We start from the raw sequence: 15855 nt of genomic DNA, 5'->3' as shown, positions 1-15855 counted from the left end.
GAATTTTCATCACGATACGATGTCTTTAACTACTATTTTAAAACTGGCCAAAAGGCTTCATTTTCAATAATCATTTCATCCAGCACTTTTTTAGCAACTGTTGCATTTGGTACGGATTGGTTAAGCGTGAATGCTTGCAAAGCTTTTTGATAGGAATTTTCAAAGAATGCGTCTACTAAAAGTTTTTCAGCAGCAACTTGCGCTTCCATCATCCCTTTGTGGAAATCGCCAATCGCAGGTAACGAAATTGCTTCCACACCAGTCGCACCCACATACGCTGGTACTTCCACTACTGCGTCACTACGTAAGTTAGGAATCGCTCCTTTGTTTTCTACAATTAGCATAAAGCGACTTTTCTCGTCATTTAGCAAAGATGTTGCGATATCTACAATGTATAAGCCGTGTACACCGAAGTAGAAATCAAGAACATCACCTTTTGCTTTGTTACGGATTTTTTCTGCCATTTCATGTGTTTTTTGTTCGCGTCCATCCATGACTGTGTTGGCACGTGTATAGTTTGGATCTGCGTAATCCACATACATATCTGGATACAAGTAATATTCTAGATAGTTATTCGGTAAGTTATCTGGGAAGTTTTGTACCATGAAGCGAATCATGTTGAACGCACGATTCCAACTTGGATCTTCTTCTTTGATTTCTTGTACTTTTAGTTTTTCTAATAGTTCTGGCATAATGTCACGTTTTAAGGATTTATCATAGATTTTTGTATACCAACCAAAATGATTTAAACCGTAGTACGTAGCAATCCAATTGTCACGGTCGTAACCATAATTTTTTGCTAGTGTATCTTCAATTCCAATCGTCATATCACAAACATTAATCATTTGAATACCAGGGAATTGTCTGCGTACTGCTTCAGAAATAATTGTTTCCGGGTTCGTATAATTTAAAATCCACGCTTCAGGTGCATACTTTTGAATATATCCAACTAATTCTAAAAGTGGACCAATGCTGCGTAGTCCGTATGAAAACCCACCAAGTCCACATGTTTCTTGTCCGACTAAGCCATGTTTCAACGGGATTTTTTCATCTTTTTCACGCATTTTAAGTCCGCCAACGCGAATTTGCGAGAAGATAAAGTCTGCACCAGTAAATGCGTCTTTCGGGCTTAATGTTTGAACTAATTTAATAGAAGAAAATCCTTGTTGGTCTAACATGTATTGAATGATTAAATACATGTTGTCATTTCTGGTTGCATCGATATCATATAAACGAATTTCCGCAACTGGCAATCTTTCTTGACCATTTAGTACTGCTTGAATAATCCCAGGTGTGTAAGTACTGCCACCACCGGCGATAGTAATAATTTGTTTTTTCATGTCTAATCACTCCTTATACTTAATCGTTGTTGTTATAAATAGTCTGTAGTAACGCTATGCATTGATCATATGTCCCGCACTCACTTATTTTTTCTACATAGGATTTATTCGATGCTATCAATGACAAAAAATCATTAATGAGTGGCGCTTCCGTTCCATCTAATTCTTCAATCATCGGGATGGTTATAAGGCTAACTTTATGCGTATCCCACGTACACGGTTTTTTCAAAATGCAAAATAGGATACCGCTTTTATTGGCGACATTTTTAATCGGGTGAGGTAGCGCAATGCCTGTCGGAATCGCCGTCGAGAAGAGTTGCTCGCGATTGTATAATTTTTCTGTAAAACTAGCCGGCACATAATTTTTATCAATACAATATTGACTGAGCACTTCGATTGCTTGATATTTCTGCTCATACTCATAGCTAGTTAAAAACAATTCTTCATGCAAATATTTCTCTTTAATATAGGCAAATTTCTTCTGTTTATTCGCTTCCATCGTTGCCGAAAGTTGCTTTTTGATTGTCACTTCTTCAATTAAACCGATATTACCCGATAAAACGATACATGGGACTTCTGCTGGTAAATCTACTTTTTTAGTAGAAATGCACAAATCGACATCGATGTTTTCCGATAATAACAATTGAAACTGCGCGTTGTCCGTAACTTCAATCACTTCTACATTGACGCTTCTTAAAACTTCTGCCAATTGTTCACGCAAGTAATACAGTGCGGCCTTGCCTTCCAAAACAATTAATGCAATTCGTACTACTTGGTTCAATTGGTGTCTAGCTTCTATTTTTCGGTAATATTGATACAAATACATGACTAATAAAATAATTTCCTCTTGATTCAAAATGACCCCAAGACGTTCGAGTAATTTTTCACCAATAAAGATAGCAATATCAAGTAAATAACTGTACTGCTGCGTAATGATATGGGTAACTTGATTTTTAATAACGATACCTCGTTTAGCTCGTTCAAGCGCAATAAAAATATGTTTTGTCATATCACTCGTTATTTCTAAATCAGTCGTAAAATCGATCAAATATACCTGTTTTATCTCTTCTAAAACTAGTAAAATTTCTTGATATAAACCATCATCGAGCACCATTTCGGTCGTAACTTTTGCTTCAAAAGCATTCATCGTAACGATCTTCTCATGAGCCGCTACGATAAACTGTTTCATTTCTGTAGAAACATCATAACCCTCTTGTTGTAATCGCTCAAAAAGTTGTTGTAAAAACGGATTATGAATGTCCAAAGTTGTCTGTAAATCTGGATGTTTTCGGTAAAACGCACTACCATAAATAAGTTGCGCGAGTAAAATAGTTTCATCAAAATATTTTAAAACTAGCTTGTGTTCATCCATCACCGCCAAAACGATTTGGCGGATTTTATCATGGTTAATCTCCGGAAAGCATTTCGTTAATAACACTATTTTCAAAGCATCATCAAAACTCGCAATCCGGTTTAATAATTCCATTTTCATTAGTGGTGTGGCGCTAATTGCATAGACCCCATCACTCGAATGAATAACAACATCTAGGCCAAGCAGCTGTTCAAAGTAACCGCGTAGCCACTGAATGTCACGTTGTATAGTAGATTCAGAAGTGAACGTTTCTGTTGCAAATTCATAAAGGTCCACTCCATCATCTACAAGTAATTTTTGAATTAATAGAGCAATTCGTTTTTGTTCGACTCCGGTTTGCTCCTCAACGTCAAATGGGAATGGTTTTTCCATATTATAGGCATATCCCAACTTTTTAGACGTAAAGATAAAATCCTCACCTAAATTTTCTTTAATAACACGTATATCATTTCTAATTGTCCGATCACTTATTCGGAATAAGTCCGCTAATTTTTTCCCAAGTAGCCAATTATTTTCATTATACAATGTACTTAAAATGTTTTTTTGACGTTGATTAAGCATTTTTTAATCACCTATTTCATTTTTTTGGAATATCATGATAGGAAATTAATTCTACAATATTGTCATTAATAAACTGGCGCATTCTTGTGGAAATCAAACTTTCTAATTCATTCGCGCGCGGCGTTGAAAATGTCGAATTTTCCAGAATAAAACTATCAAGATAACCAGGATGAGTCATGATTTCTACATAATCATAACATAAAATGGAAGACGCATAATCATAAATATAATCTAAGTTTTCATATGCTCCATACGGAATTTCAAGTGGCTTTTCCCACATAAATTCTACATGTTCAAATCCATTAGTATCGTGATTTCGGAGCGGAATACCCACTTCTTCCGCAAGCCGTTTCGCAGCATTACTCGCCGCTTGATAAATATCCGTTGAGAATAAATGACTATCTAGATGACTTGGCTTTTTCTTCATAAATTGAACGAATCTTTGGTACTGCGCTTTAAACTCTTGGTAAACTTCTTCTTCAACATACGGATAATCCGGCGTAATAAATTTTGGCTTAATCATTTCACCAGTTTCATCAACTAAAGATGCGCCATTTGTCATTGGTTTCCCAAGTGTTAAATTGAGATGTAAACCAATTCCAAGTGTTGGTGTTTGTTTAGATAGCTCCACGGCATGTTCAAATGCTGGCATCGTAACCATTAAGGTCGTTGAAGTGAGCACACCTAAATTATGCGCATCGATAATTCCGTAGTTGATAGCACGTGTGAATCCAAAGTCATCTGCATTTATAATTAACTTCATTGTTGCTCTCTCCTTACTTTTCGTCCAAGCGCTTATACAAATTAAGCACTGATTTTACTAGATCGCAGTAAACGAAAGCATTCATTAAATGATCTTGCGCATGAATAAGGAGTAGAGAAACTTCTTTAGCATCGCCACCAGATTCTTCTTGAATAAGAGCTGTTTGTACGTGATGCGCATCTCTTAAAGACTGATTCGCTTGCTCGATACATTCTTCCGCTTTATCAAATTCACTTTTTTCCGCATGTTGGATTGCTTTTAGGAACAAGGAAGACGCATCTCCAGCACTTGAAATGATTTTAAATGATTGTAATTCTGTGCCTTCCATTAGTTCCCCTCCGTCGTAAATGAAGTCGTACCAGCTTCTTTAATTTTTTTGAAAGCAGCGATAAGAATTGGAACTGCATTCATATTTCCATAGTCTTCTTTATCAATAACCTCAACAGGCACATTTAAACCTCGTTCTTTTGTTGTTTCGATTACTTGCTCGTAAGCCATTGACAATTGTGGTCCAAGTAAAACAATCGATACGTTGTCTAGGTGATCCGAATACTCATCTTTACCCCAAGCTTCAATTGTAATACCTTTATCTTTAAATTTTTCTGACGCGGCAATAGCTTCTTCCATTTTTTTTACTAAAATAGAAGTGGATAATCCGCCAAAACATACTAACATAATTTTCATAACTATCGTCCTTTCCTACTTAAAAATCGAAATCATCTAAACTAGCTTCCAAATCACCGCTGTTTTCTTGCGTAAGCGCCTCTTTTTCTGCAAGTTTAAAGAATGGATAGTAAATAAGTGCTGAGCAAATCAAGATTAAGCCAAGTACGATTACATATCTCCAGTCAAATGAAGCGATAATCGCGCCGATTGGAACTGGAACATACGGAGAAACCATCGTAAATGGATTCATTAGTCCTAATTTGATAGAGAACCAACCAATCAGTGCAGCAATTTGAGGTGCCACCATCATTGGAATGAAGAATCTCGGGTTTAATACAATTGGAACACCAAACATTACTGGCTCATTAATGCTGAAGAATGTTGGAAGTAATGCTAATCTACCAAGCGTTTTATAGCGTTTCGATTTAGAGAACATCATGATAACGACCAGTGCTCCGGTCACCCCAGCCCCTGTTACACCAACGATACTCCACATGAAGTCAGGTGTAAAAATAAGCATGGAAGAAAGTGGCTCTCCTTTTGCAAGTGCAGCTGCGTTTGCGTCTACATTTTGGAAAGCGACACTAAGCCAAACTGGCGCCATTACAGAATAACCATGAATACCAAACCACCATAAAAGTTGTTGAATAAAAATGATTAACATAATACCAGGTAGCGTATTTACAAGTGAAGTTAGTGGCGAGAATAATGTTTGAATCAACGCAACGACACGAATACCGCTAAGTGATTCCACCCCGAAACTTAAAATAGCAATGATTAAAACGGAGAATAAAATCGGCCATAGGTTTTCAAAAGAGCGTAAAATCGGCGTTGGAACACCTTGCCCTAAATTAATAGTAAATTTCAGTTTGTTTTTAAAAATGTGCAGAATTTCTACGGATAATAAGCTAATAACTAACGCGACAAAAATTCCTTCACCGGCAAGATAAGTAACATCACTTCCGCCAGTTTCAAGAGGTCGTACAGCAACAACTACAAAGCTCATTAAAGCTGTAACAATTGCACCAATGTCCCATAAGTTACGTTCCTTGGCATAGTAATAGGCAACAAAAACAGCAACATACACAGACATCAAACCGAATGTAGCAAAATAAATCGGTGAGGTAATGTTGTTAATATACGCGGCAACAGATGCGATCCAACTAGGCAATTTTGGAATTCCGCCTAATTGTTGGAATAATACAGGTACAGCACCAACTAAAGTAATTGGTACTAATGCCATCATTCCTTGACGTATTGCCTTCATCTGGGTGTTACTTTCTAAAACTTTTGCAAATGGTAATAGCCATTTTGACAGAAATCGTTCTAATGCTTTCATTAATTTCATTTCCTTTCCCTAAGCTGTTATAACCTTATGATAGCGCATACAAAAAAACCTCACAATTATTCTTATTTCCTAAGCATAGGAAATCGTTAGCCACTTTCTTTTAAATACAAAAAAATCCTTATAAAGTAGTAGCTACTTTATAAGGATTTCACTATTTTAGTTTTCTAAAGCCATTAATTTTTGATTATCATCTAATGCTGATTCGTGCGCATCATGACGTTTTTTCAAGTGGCTCATGGATAGATATAGTAAGCCAACACATGCAATCATGATAATTGTAAGAACGAGCATTGACATACTGTATACATTTGGTCCCATGCCGGCTGCCAGCGACTCTCTAAAGGCATAAATCGAGTAAGTCATTGGTAGGAACGGATGGATTAAGTTGAAGAACCATCCAGTAAGCGGCATTGGGAATGTTCCGCCTGATCCCGCTAATTGAACAATGAGTAATACCATCGCGATGAAACGTCCTGGATTATCAAATGTCATCGCAAGGAGCATGATAAGGAACATATATGCAAGTGCAGTAATAATTGCTGTTCCAAAGAATTCAACGATGCTATCTGGTCTTAGTCCTAGTGCAATCATGATGCCACCTTCAAGTAGTGCCATCGCAACAGCTGCGACAAAACCAAGTGATAGTTTACTTAACCACCATTTATAGGCTGGTTGACCTTCCATTGAAACACGTCTGATTGGCATAATGAAGTTGAACACTAGTGCGCCAACGTATAAAGCAAGTGATAACACATATGGTGCTAATGCGTGACCATAGTTACTTACATGTGTATATTCATTATGTGCGAGTTTAGTTGGAGCGGCAATCATGTTGAATGTTTTATCGGTTGCTTTTGTATCTTTTACTTGTTGTGCTCCATCTGCAAGTTTGTCTGTTAATTCTGTGCTTCCGTCTGTTAATTTAGTTAGTCCATCGCCTAATTGGAAGGAACCGTTCGCTAGTTTAGAAGAACCATCGGCAATTTTAGAAGATCCGTCTGCGAGTTGCCCTACGCCTGAAACTAGTTTTGGTGAGTTCGCTGATAATTGGTTTAGACCACCTGCTAATTGGCTTGAACCTGCTTGTAGTTGATTCACTCCGCCAGCTAGTGTTGGTACTTTAGCGGCTAATTGGTTTGTTCCGCCTTGTAACTCTGTTGCCCCAGAACGTAATGCCGCTGAATTGCTTGCAAGTTTATTACCGCCATCATTTAGCTGGCTTAAACCATTTTCCATATTGGCGCTACCAGCAGCTAGTTGACCGACGCCAGAAGTTAGCGTTGGAATTTGGCTGTTCAGTTGGTTCGTTCCAGCAACTAATTTCGAATTACCGGCTTGTGCTGATTTTAGTCCAGCAGTTAGTTGGTTCGCACCACCGAGTAATGTTTGGCTACCAGAGCCGTTAATCGCTTGGTGAATGCTGTTGAATGCTTCGTTTGTTCCACCGTGAACTGTCTTGTAACCAGCAGAAATTTTCGCTACACCAGTTTGTAATTCTTTGACTTGTGTTTGCAGTGCTGCCAAATCAAGACCTGATAAACCGCTTTGTAATTGTTCTACTGTCGCTACTTGAGTGGCAGATTTTTGTGTTTCTTTATCTAAATCGGCTTGAATCGCATCAATGATTTTTTGTTTATCTTCTGCGCTTACGCCGGCTGTTGCATTAATTTTTGTTTTAATCGCTTCAGCATCGAAGTTCGCATTGGATTTAATAAATGTTAAACCACTTTGTAAATCAGTTAAACTTTTTTGCAGTGCTTCCAGCTGTTTAGCAAGTGCTGCATCTTCTCCGTTTACACTTTGATTTAACTGGTCGATTCCTTGTTGTAAGTCGTTCATACCTTGTTTTAGTTGCGCAATTTTGCCTTGTGGATCGGTTAAATTGCCATCTAATTCTTTTAGTCCTGCTGAAAGTTTGTCGCTACCAGCAACGAGTGAATCTAAGCCGGTTGCCAGACTTTTTTGACCATCATTTAGTTGTGTGACACCAGATGCTAGAGCCGGTACACTGCCGTTCATTTTGTTCAGTCCAGCAGATAAGGCAGTAGATCCTGTGTACGCTTGATTAATTCCACCTGCTAAAGTGTCTACGCCTGATGTATAAGTAGAAACTCCATTTGATAATTTTGTTGCCCCGCCGTCAAGTGCAGCCACACCGTCTTTCAGTGGTCCTACACCAGCTGCAAGTGTCGAAACACCCGCGTTTAGTTTATCCCCACCAGCTGCTGCAGTGTTCACGCCATCTGTATAAGTTTTCAAGCCAACTTCTAGTGTATTAGCGCCATCTTTGAATGTTAAAGAGCTATCTGCGAGCGTTTTTAAGTTGGTTGAAATAGTTTTATTACCTTCTTGTGATTTCACGAGGCCATCTTTAATTTTTCCAGAGCCATCTGCAGCTTGGGCGAATCCCTCACCTGACTCTTTAATTTTATCGAAAATTGCTTCCGCGTAGGATTTTGTTACTTCAGCGGAAACCTCGCTTTTCAGTTGTTTGGCTCCTTGTTCACTCACGACTTGACCTAAATAGTTCAGCGAGCCGTTTGTTTTATAGGATAGTTCCATTTTTTTCGGATCTTTATCTAAAACGGATGCTGCATTTTTAGAGAAATCTTTTGGAATTGTGACAACCATATAATATTTGCCATCTTTTAAGCCTTGTTCCGCATCTTCTTTGGAAAGAAAATTCCAATCGAGTTCTTTGTTGCTTTTCAGTTTTGTGACTAACTGATCGCCAACATCCATCGTTTGACCATTATAATCAACCGGTTTGTCATTGTTAACTACCGCTACTGGTAAATCCCCTGTTTTGCCGTACGGATCCCAGACGGATTTTAAGAAAAAGCTTGCATATAAAAGTGGAATAAACAGAATAACTACAAATGATAAAAGTAGTATTTTGTTTTTAAATAATTTTTTCCACTCATTTTTTACCATATCCATTTTATTACCGCACTTCTTTCTTTTAAAGATTTATTACGCTTCGTTCCAATCTATGATAGTGGTTCGTTCTTTCCCAATCACTTGCTCTACTAAAACAGATAATTTTTGTGAGTATAAATAATTAGCGTATTCTTTATCAGCGTTTCTAAAAGCACTTGTAATGGTGTGAATACCGGATTCTGCAAATTCATGATAGTCCGAGAAAACCGTGTGGATTAAGTCTGAATCTGGGTATGTATCGATTTTCCCTTCCACTGCTTCTACAATATCCAGCAAATTAATTTCCTCCGGGTCTTTAGCAAGTGTGAAGCCGCCGTTATTACCTGACACGGAATTAATCAGCCCACTAACGACTAACTTTCTCAAAATTTTACTAATGTAAGACGGTGACGAATCACGCAAACGGTGATGAATAGTTACGGAAGAAATGGGAACATCTACCTTCTGGGTGTACAACATCGTCATAATACAAAATACCTGGTCCATACTTTTGCTCAACTTCATCATTAAATCCTCCCTCTTCCCATTATTACCTTTCAATATCCTTAATGGACATTTAACATCTATATACAATACACCCATTTTTTTTAAAGTGCAAGAGTTTTTTACTAAAAATGGAAAAAAATTTAATGAATGCGTTTGCTGCGAATAGAACAACTATAAGCATTGTCTCAAAAATTTTCCTTAGCTAAGAAAAAAACTGGAATAATTTTCGAAAACAAACGTGCTAACCTTATACATGTTCCAACAAACAATTACTTAGGAGGTGCTTTTCTCGTGTTAACTGATGATGTTCCAAAAAAATCACATTTACCATTAATTAAGCATCATTCTAATTACTTATAGCTTCGTTTAGTTGTATTTTTGCAAACAAAAAATTGGGAGGTAACATACAATGTCTAAACAAGCAAAGTCTTTAACCTTATTCGGATTTTTCGCCATTACGGCTTCGATGGTTATGACAGTTTATGAATATCCAACATTTGCCACTTCCGGCTTTCATCTAGTTTTTTTCCTACTTCTTGGCGGATTTTTATGGTTTTTGCCTGTCGCTTTATGTGCAGCAGAAATGGCGACGGTGGATGGTTGGCAAGAAGGCGGTATTTTTTCTTGGGTCGGAAATACACTCGGGGAACGTTTCGGTTTTGCCGCGATCTTCTTTCAGTGGTTTCAAATAACGGTCGGATTCGTGACAATGATTTACTTTATTCTCGGCGCGCTATCCTACGTATTTGATTTTCCCGCACTCGAATCGAATCCTTTTATTAAATTTATCGGTGTGTTAGTTATCTTTTGGGGACTTACTTTTTCCCAATTAGGCGGTACGAAAAACACAGCTAAAATCGCGAAATTTGGTTTTATTATCGGTATTCTCATCCCAGCAATTATTTTATTTATTTTAGGTATTGCTTACGTTGCTGGCGGAAATCCCCTTCATGTCACTTTTTCCAAAGAGGCGTTTATCCCGGATTTCTCAAAAGCTTCAACATTAGTCATCTTCGTGTCATTTATACTCGCTTACATGGGTGTTGAAGCTTCCGCGAGCCACGTCAATGAAATGACCAACCCAAAACGCGATTATCCACTAGCAATGATTATGCTCGTTATTTTGGCGATCGCGCTGAATACAATCGGCGGCTTAACTATCTCCGCTGTGTTACCTTTAAAAGATTTATCCCTCAGCTCCGGCGTCGTGCAAACATTCCAAGCATTAATTTTACATTTTGGTTCCGGCTTAGGTTGGGCAGTAAAACTAATCGCGATAATGATTGCGCTAGGCGTCATGGGTGAAGTCAGTGCCTGGGTAGTCGGTCCATCACGCGGCATGTACACTGCAGCCGAACAAGGCTTACTTCCCGAAAAAATGAAAAAAGTAAATAAACACGGCGTCCCTGTCCCACTAATTATGGTTCAAGGTATCGTAGTGACCATTTGGGCAGCAATTCTCACATTTGGTGGTGGCGGAAATAATTTATCCTTCCTAACCGCAATTTCCTTAACCGTTGTCATTTATTTAGTCGGCTATTTACTCTTTTTCATCGGTTATTTAGTACTTATTTTCAAAAAATCGAGCTTAAAACGCACTTACCAAATCCCTGGTGGCAAAATTGTTAAAGTGATTGTGGCGCTAATCGGCTTAGTAACATCCGTTTTCGCTTTATGTATCTCATTTGTTCCACCAGCATCTATCGCCGCAAAAAGCGATATGACCTACATTGTTATCTTATCGATTAGCTTTATCGTCACCGTGCTAATTCCATTTATCATCTACGCCGTGCACGATAAAAAAGACATCACACCAAAAGATATTACGCATTTAGGCGCAAGCGACATCAATAAATTCACCCATCCAAGAGCTCGCGGCGAACACATTATTAATCCCGACGAAAAACATATTATGAATCAAGACAAATTATAGGAGGAAAAAATCATGTTATATAGTAAAGAAAATCAAGAAAGTTATTTAGAACCCGTTTTCGGATCAAGTGCAGAGGATCGTGATATCCCTAAATACACTCTCGGAAAAGAACCACTCGAACCTCGAATTGCCTATCGTTTAGTAAAAGACGAACTTTTAGATGAAGGTTCCGCGCGCCAAAACCTAGCTACTTTTTGCCAAACCTATATGGAGGACGAAGCAACCAAATTAATGTCCGAAACCTTAGAAAAAAATGCCATCGATAAATCGGAGTACCCAAGAACAGCCGAATTAGAAAATCGCTGCGTTAATATTATCGCCGACTTATGGCATGCACCTAAGGATCAAAAATTCATGGGGACTTCGACAATTGGCTCTAGTGAAGCTTGCATGCTTGGCGGAATGGCGATGAAATTTGCTTGGAGAAAACGCGCGGAAAAACTTGGTCTTGATATTTATGCCCAAAAACCAAATCTAGTTATCTCATCCGGCTACCAAGTTTGTTGGGAAAAATTCTGCGTCTACTGGGATATTGATATGCGCGTTGTTCCAATGGATAAAGACCACATGCAACTCAATACCGACCAAGTCCTTGATTACGTCGATGAATATACAATCGGCGTGGTCGGCATCCTCGGCATTACTTACACCGGCCGCTACGACGACATTTACGCTCTCAACGAAAAACTAGAAGAATACAATAGCAAAACCGATTACAAAGTCTACATTCACGTCGATGCAGCAAGCGGTGGTTTCTTCACCCCATTTGTCGAACCTGACATCATCTGGGACTTCCGCTTGAAAAACGTTATCTCAATCAATACTTCCGGTCACAAATACGGCCTCGTTTATCCAGGTATCGGTTGGGTCCTTTGGAAAGATGAAAGCTACCTACCGGAAGAACTCATCTTTAAAGTCAGCTACCTTGGTGGAGAAATGCCAACCATGCAAATCAATTTCTCCCGCAGCGCCAGCCACATTATCGGCCAATACTATAATTTCTTACGCTACGGTTTCGAAGGCTACCGCACCATTCACCAAAAAACTAGCGACGTCGCACAATACCTTGCACACGCAGTCGAACAAACCGGCTACTTCGACATATACAACGACGGTTCCCATTTACCAATCGTCTGCTATAAACTAAAAGACGACGCCAATGTAAAATGGACATTATACGATTTAGCGGACCGCCTCCAAATGCGCGGCTGGCAAGTTCCCGCATACCCACTACCAAAAAATCTGGAAAATATCATCATCCAACGTTACGTCTGCCGCGCCGACCTCGGTTTTAATATGGCAGAAGAGTTCATCCAAGACTTCCAAGCGTCCATCGAAGAACTAAACAACGCCCACATTCTTTTCCACGATTCCCAACAATCCGGCGTCCACGGCTTCACACACTAAGAAAAAGGCTAGCCCCTCAAATAGGCTAGCCTTTTTTCATGTTCTTTTATTCTAAGCGACTGAATCGCACTTTCCAAATCTTCTAAATCTCGATCAAAAAACGCCAATGAAATCGGAATAATCACCCCTTGCACTACTTCCTTCAATTCCATTTCACAGTTCGGATGACATAGCACAATGGTCGGCTCACTCGACTCCGCTAAAACTTTATTTAACTCATCCACTGAATTAAACATCGTCTCATGCACCGTCACCTTCCGCCCAAGCTCCTGTTCCACCTGAAACTTACACGACTCAAAATTAATCAAATTAAACGAAAAAATACAAATTTGCACCGGATTATTCCATTTATAAATAAGCGGATATAAATGAATCGTCAAATAATTAATATGCGAATCACTCAACAACGTCCGCCGCCCACTCGCCTCATTCCAACGCTCCAATACACTTTTCACAACTAAGTAAAGTGGCTGATACTTCTTATCCAACAACCGCTCATTACTCGGAATAAGCCCCTGCAAGTTAAACAACGTCTTCTTCAAAAAATAACAAAGAGCCGCCCGAAAAAGCGAGTGATTCACAACTTCCTCACCAAAATATTCCTCAAACAAATCAATCAAAGACTGCAAATCCTCATTTTTCAAGATCAATTCATTAAACTGTTCGAGCTCCACTTTTTTCATCGAAGCATCAATAATACTAAAATTAGTCGAATAATAAATCAACATCAAATACAAATAATCATTATACGAAAACTCCGTGCCAAGTCCCTTTTCGAGCGTTTCCTTACTACTTTTTCGAACCATATCAAGAAACCTCGAAGACTCAATATATTTCTGACACTGTTCATCCAAAATAATCGCACTGGTCGGAATATCCCTTTTAAATACCATCGAAATCAGCGACCGAAAATATGCATGACCTTCCGCATTATGCGCCAATGAATCAATATTAATCCGCAAATTCAAAGTCGCCATAAAGTCATCAATCAATTTCTTTTCTTCATCCAAAAGTGGATAAATATCCACACCATATTCCGCCTGCAAAAGCGCAATCAAATATCTAACCCGGTACTCTTTCCCAGTAATCCGATTATTCTCAAGCCTCAAATCAATTTCCCGAAGAAACTCCTCTACCTTATGCTTCAACCGATACGCATGCGAATGAGAAATAAAATAAGCATCCATAAAATCAGTAAACTTATGCTCCTCCACATTCGTAACAAAAAAAGCCACACATTTCAAAAACATCGAGTTATCATACAACTTATACAAAACTTTCCGCTCCGTCGCCCCATTTTGCAACTGACACCGATACACCCAATCATCCGCACATTCTTTCATCTGGATAACAATCAAGTCATCCAATTCCTCATTCAACGCATGAATATCTGACCTTACCGTCACCCGCGAGGTCCCCATACATTCCGCAATTTCATCTAAATTCGTATGCTTATTCTTAAGTAGAAAATCACAAATCAAACATTTCCTTTTGATATCCTTTTCAATATAATTCGTAAGCATAACTATCCTCTCCGTAAAAGATTAATCAATAACAGCTATCTGCCTTTCACTTGTTAAAAAAATCACATATAAATGCAAATGGAAATCATTCCATTCTTAATCAAAATCATAAACATAGACTTCAATACCGTTATCTATGAGTGTTTTTCTGATAATAGGTTCGATAACTTCCCATTTCCCACCAGCTAATCCACACCCAATTCTCGGCATATGAATACTCGCTTGTTGCTCTTTCGCCATTTCACCTAATTTTTCTAAGCAGCTTTCCACCGCTTCATATCGAATAGGCGCACCTTTTGAGCCTGTTTTAATTCCTTTCTGCCCAATCATGTTGCAAACGCTGATATACTCAGTCACTGGAATTAGTTGAACTTCTCCCAGCTCAAAATCATTCTTATCTTTATACCATTTTCTATAAGCTTTTTCAGGTTCTTTCCACTTTCTCGAAATAGCTAAAACAAAGCCCTTTCCCCAACCACCTACATCATTACAAATATGTGCAATAATTTTATTTCCTTTAGCCACAGGATTTGTTGCATCGCCATTTAAATAAGTAATCTGTGTCATTTCGTCACCTCTGTCAATTTTTTATGTATTGCTTAACTCAATAATTACTTTTTGTACTTTTCGCAACATATCATTAAAATCTACTGCTGTACAAACTACAATAGGTTCTTCCCAATTCAAATTCTTTATTACAAAAATTTTGTATTGCTTCCCATAAAACCCAACATCTAATAGCAAATCATCTGGATATTGGACTTGTAAAATATCTTCTTTCAAAAGACCACTTTGATCAAGAAAAATAATTTGCCCATTTTTGTAATCTATTTTTGAGAATATTTAAAATGGGTATTTACCAACTCTATTTATAACACAACTTTCAAATAGAATCCACCTTTGAACTAAAAAAATACCAACGAATCGTTAGAAACGTTGGTATCATAGTATACCGGCGGCCGGGGTCGAACCGGCACGCCCTTGCGGGCACAGGATTTTGAGTCCAGCGCGTCTGCCAATTCCGCCACGCCGGCGTAACAATATAATAAATTATAACTTTAAAACATTAATTATGCAAATGGAGGCGCCAACCGGATTTGAACCGGTGATAAAGGTTTTGCAGACCTCTGCCTTACCACTTGGCTATGGCGCCGCACAATGTTCAATTTATAAAGCGGAAGACGGGGTTCGAACCCGCGACCCCCACCTTGGCAAGGTGATGTTCTACCACTGAACTACTTCCGCATTAACTGGGCCAGCTGGATTCGAACCAACGCATGACGGAGTCAAAGTCCGTTGCCTTACCGCTTGGCTATGGCCCAACAATTATATTAGACTTAAAAACAAAAAGGGCGGATGATGGGAATCGAACCCACGAATGCCTGAACCACAATCAGGTGCGTTAACCACTTCGCCACATCCGCCATTATTTTAATATATGGCAGGGGCAGTAGGAATCGAACCCACACTGGAGGTTTTGGAGACCTCAGTTCTACCTTTAAACTATGCCCCTATA

The 15855-nt window shown here is 38.7% G+C and carries 13 protein-coding genes and 6 tRNA genes; 2 read left to right on the top strand and 17 right to left on the bottom strand.

Going from position 1 to position 15855, the window contains the following annotated elements; genetic code table 11:
• Nucleotides 1-32: 32 nt before the first annotated feature.
• From HCJ30_RS12605 to HCJ30_RS12570, 8 genes are all read right to left on the bottom strand, one after another.
• Nucleotides 33-1340 carry a family 4 glycosyl hydrolase gene (locus HCJ30_RS12605; protein ID WP_185392434.1) on the bottom strand — a complete coding sequence of 436 codons (1308 nt, stop codon included), beginning with the start codon at nt 1338-1340 and terminating at the stop codon, nt 33-35.
• A gap of 19 nt (nt 1341-1359) precedes the next feature.
• Nucleotides 1360-3273: a BglG family transcription antiterminator gene (locus HCJ30_RS12600; protein WP_185392433.1), complete on the bottom strand. Its 1914-nt coding sequence runs from the start codon at nt 3271-3273 to the stop codon at nt 1360-1362.
• A gap of 16 nt (nt 3274-3289) precedes the next feature.
• Entirely contained in the window at nt 3290-4036 is a 747-nt protein-coding gene (locus HCJ30_RS12595) for a carbohydrate deacetylase (RefSeq protein WP_185392432.1), read from the bottom strand.
• 13 nt (nt 4037-4049) lie between these two features.
• Nucleotides 4050-4364, bottom strand: coding sequence for a PTS sugar transporter subunit IIA (locus HCJ30_RS12590; protein WP_185392431.1), 315 nt, complete (start codon nt 4362-4364; stop codon nt 4050-4052).
• A complete protein-coding gene (locus HCJ30_RS12585) occupies nt 4364-4720 on the bottom strand; it encodes a PTS sugar transporter subunit IIB (protein ID WP_185392430.1) in 357 nt (118 codons plus the stop codon). The genes HCJ30_RS12590 and HCJ30_RS12585 overlap by 1 nt, the downstream gene beginning before the upstream one ends.
• Nucleotides 4721-4739: 19 nt before the next feature.
• Nucleotides 4740-6050 carry a PTS sugar transporter subunit IIC gene (locus tag HCJ30_RS12580; RefSeq protein ID WP_230937391.1) on the bottom strand — a complete coding sequence of 437 codons (1311 nt, stop codon included), beginning with the start codon at nt 6048-6050 and terminating at the stop codon, nt 4740-4742.
• 156 nt (nt 6051-6206) lie between these two features.
• Nucleotides 6207-8990, bottom strand: a complete 2784-nt coding sequence (locus tag HCJ30_RS12575; protein WP_185392429.1) for a YhgE/Pip domain-containing protein — start codon at nt 8988-8990, stop codon at nt 6207-6209.
• A 33-nt stretch (nt 8991-9023) separates the two neighbouring features.
• Nucleotides 9024-9494, bottom strand: coding sequence for an Rrf2 family transcriptional regulator (locus HCJ30_RS12570; RefSeq protein ID WP_003723817.1), 471 nt, complete (start codon nt 9492-9494; stop codon nt 9024-9026).
• Between the two features lie 391 nt (nt 9495-9885).
• Here HCJ30_RS12570 and gadC point away from each other — a divergent pair, with 391 nt between their 5' ends.
• Together gadC and gad are read left to right on the top strand one after the other, a co-directional pair.
• Entirely contained in the window at nt 9886-11409 is a 1524-nt protein-coding gene (gadC, locus tag HCJ30_RS12565) for a glutamate/gamma-aminobutyrate antiporter (RefSeq protein ID WP_185392428.1), read from the top strand.
• 12 nt (nt 11410-11421) lie between these two features.
• Complete coding sequence (gad, locus tag HCJ30_RS12560; RefSeq protein ID WP_185392427.1) at nt 11422-12816, top strand: glutamate decarboxylase; 1395 nt, start codon at nt 11422-11424, stop codon at nt 12814-12816.
• 8 nt (nt 12817-12824) lie between these two features.
• Here the strand turns inward: gad and HCJ30_RS12555 are convergent, their stop codons facing one another.
• From HCJ30_RS12555 to HCJ30_RS12515, 9 genes are all read right to left on the bottom strand, one after another.
• On the bottom strand, nt 12825-14339 hold the full coding sequence (locus tag HCJ30_RS12555) for a helix-turn-helix domain-containing protein (RefSeq protein WP_185392426.1): 1515 nt from the start codon (nt 14337-14339) through the stop codon (nt 12825-12827).
• Nucleotides 14340-14435: 96 nt separating this feature from the next.
• Nucleotides 14436-14906 (bottom strand): macro domain-containing protein, encoded by a 471-nt coding sequence (locus HCJ30_RS12550; protein ID WP_185392425.1) that lies wholly within the window; start codon nt 14904-14906, stop codon nt 14436-14438.
• A 21-nt stretch (nt 14907-14927) separates the two neighbouring features.
• The gene (locus HCJ30_RS12545; RefSeq protein WP_185392424.1) at nt 14928-15122 is read right to left on the bottom strand and encodes a hypothetical protein; all 195 of its coding nucleotides are present in this window, start codon (nt 15120-15122) and stop codon (nt 14928-14930) included.
• Nucleotides 15123-15289: 167 nt separating this feature from the next.
• Nucleotides 15290-15373: transfer RNA gene (locus HCJ30_RS12540), tRNA-Leu, on the bottom strand.
• A 45-nt stretch (nt 15374-15418) separates the two neighbouring features.
• Nucleotides 15419-15492: transfer RNA gene (locus HCJ30_RS12535), tRNA-Cys, on the bottom strand.
• Nucleotides 15493-15512: 20 nt separating this feature from the next.
• Nucleotides 15513-15584: transfer RNA gene (locus tag HCJ30_RS12530), tRNA-Gly, on the bottom strand.
• 5 nt (nt 15585-15589) lie between these two features.
• Nucleotides 15590-15661: transfer RNA gene (locus HCJ30_RS12525), tRNA-Gln, on the bottom strand.
• Between the two features lie 29 nt (nt 15662-15690).
• Nucleotides 15691-15763, bottom strand: a tRNA-His gene (locus HCJ30_RS12520).
• 15 nt (nt 15764-15778) lie between these two features.
• Nucleotides 15779-15852 (bottom strand) — tRNA-Trp (locus tag HCJ30_RS12515).
• Nucleotides 15853-15855: the final 3 nt, after the last annotated feature.

This window comes from Listeria cossartiae subsp. cossartiae, from assembly GCF_014224155.1.
GTDB classification, from domain to species: domain Bacteria; phylum Bacillota; class Bacilli; order Lactobacillales; family Listeriaceae; genus Listeria; species Listeria cossartiae.
Note: the sequence above shows the minus strand (reverse complement) of the source record. Positions and strands in the feature narration are given on the sequence as shown.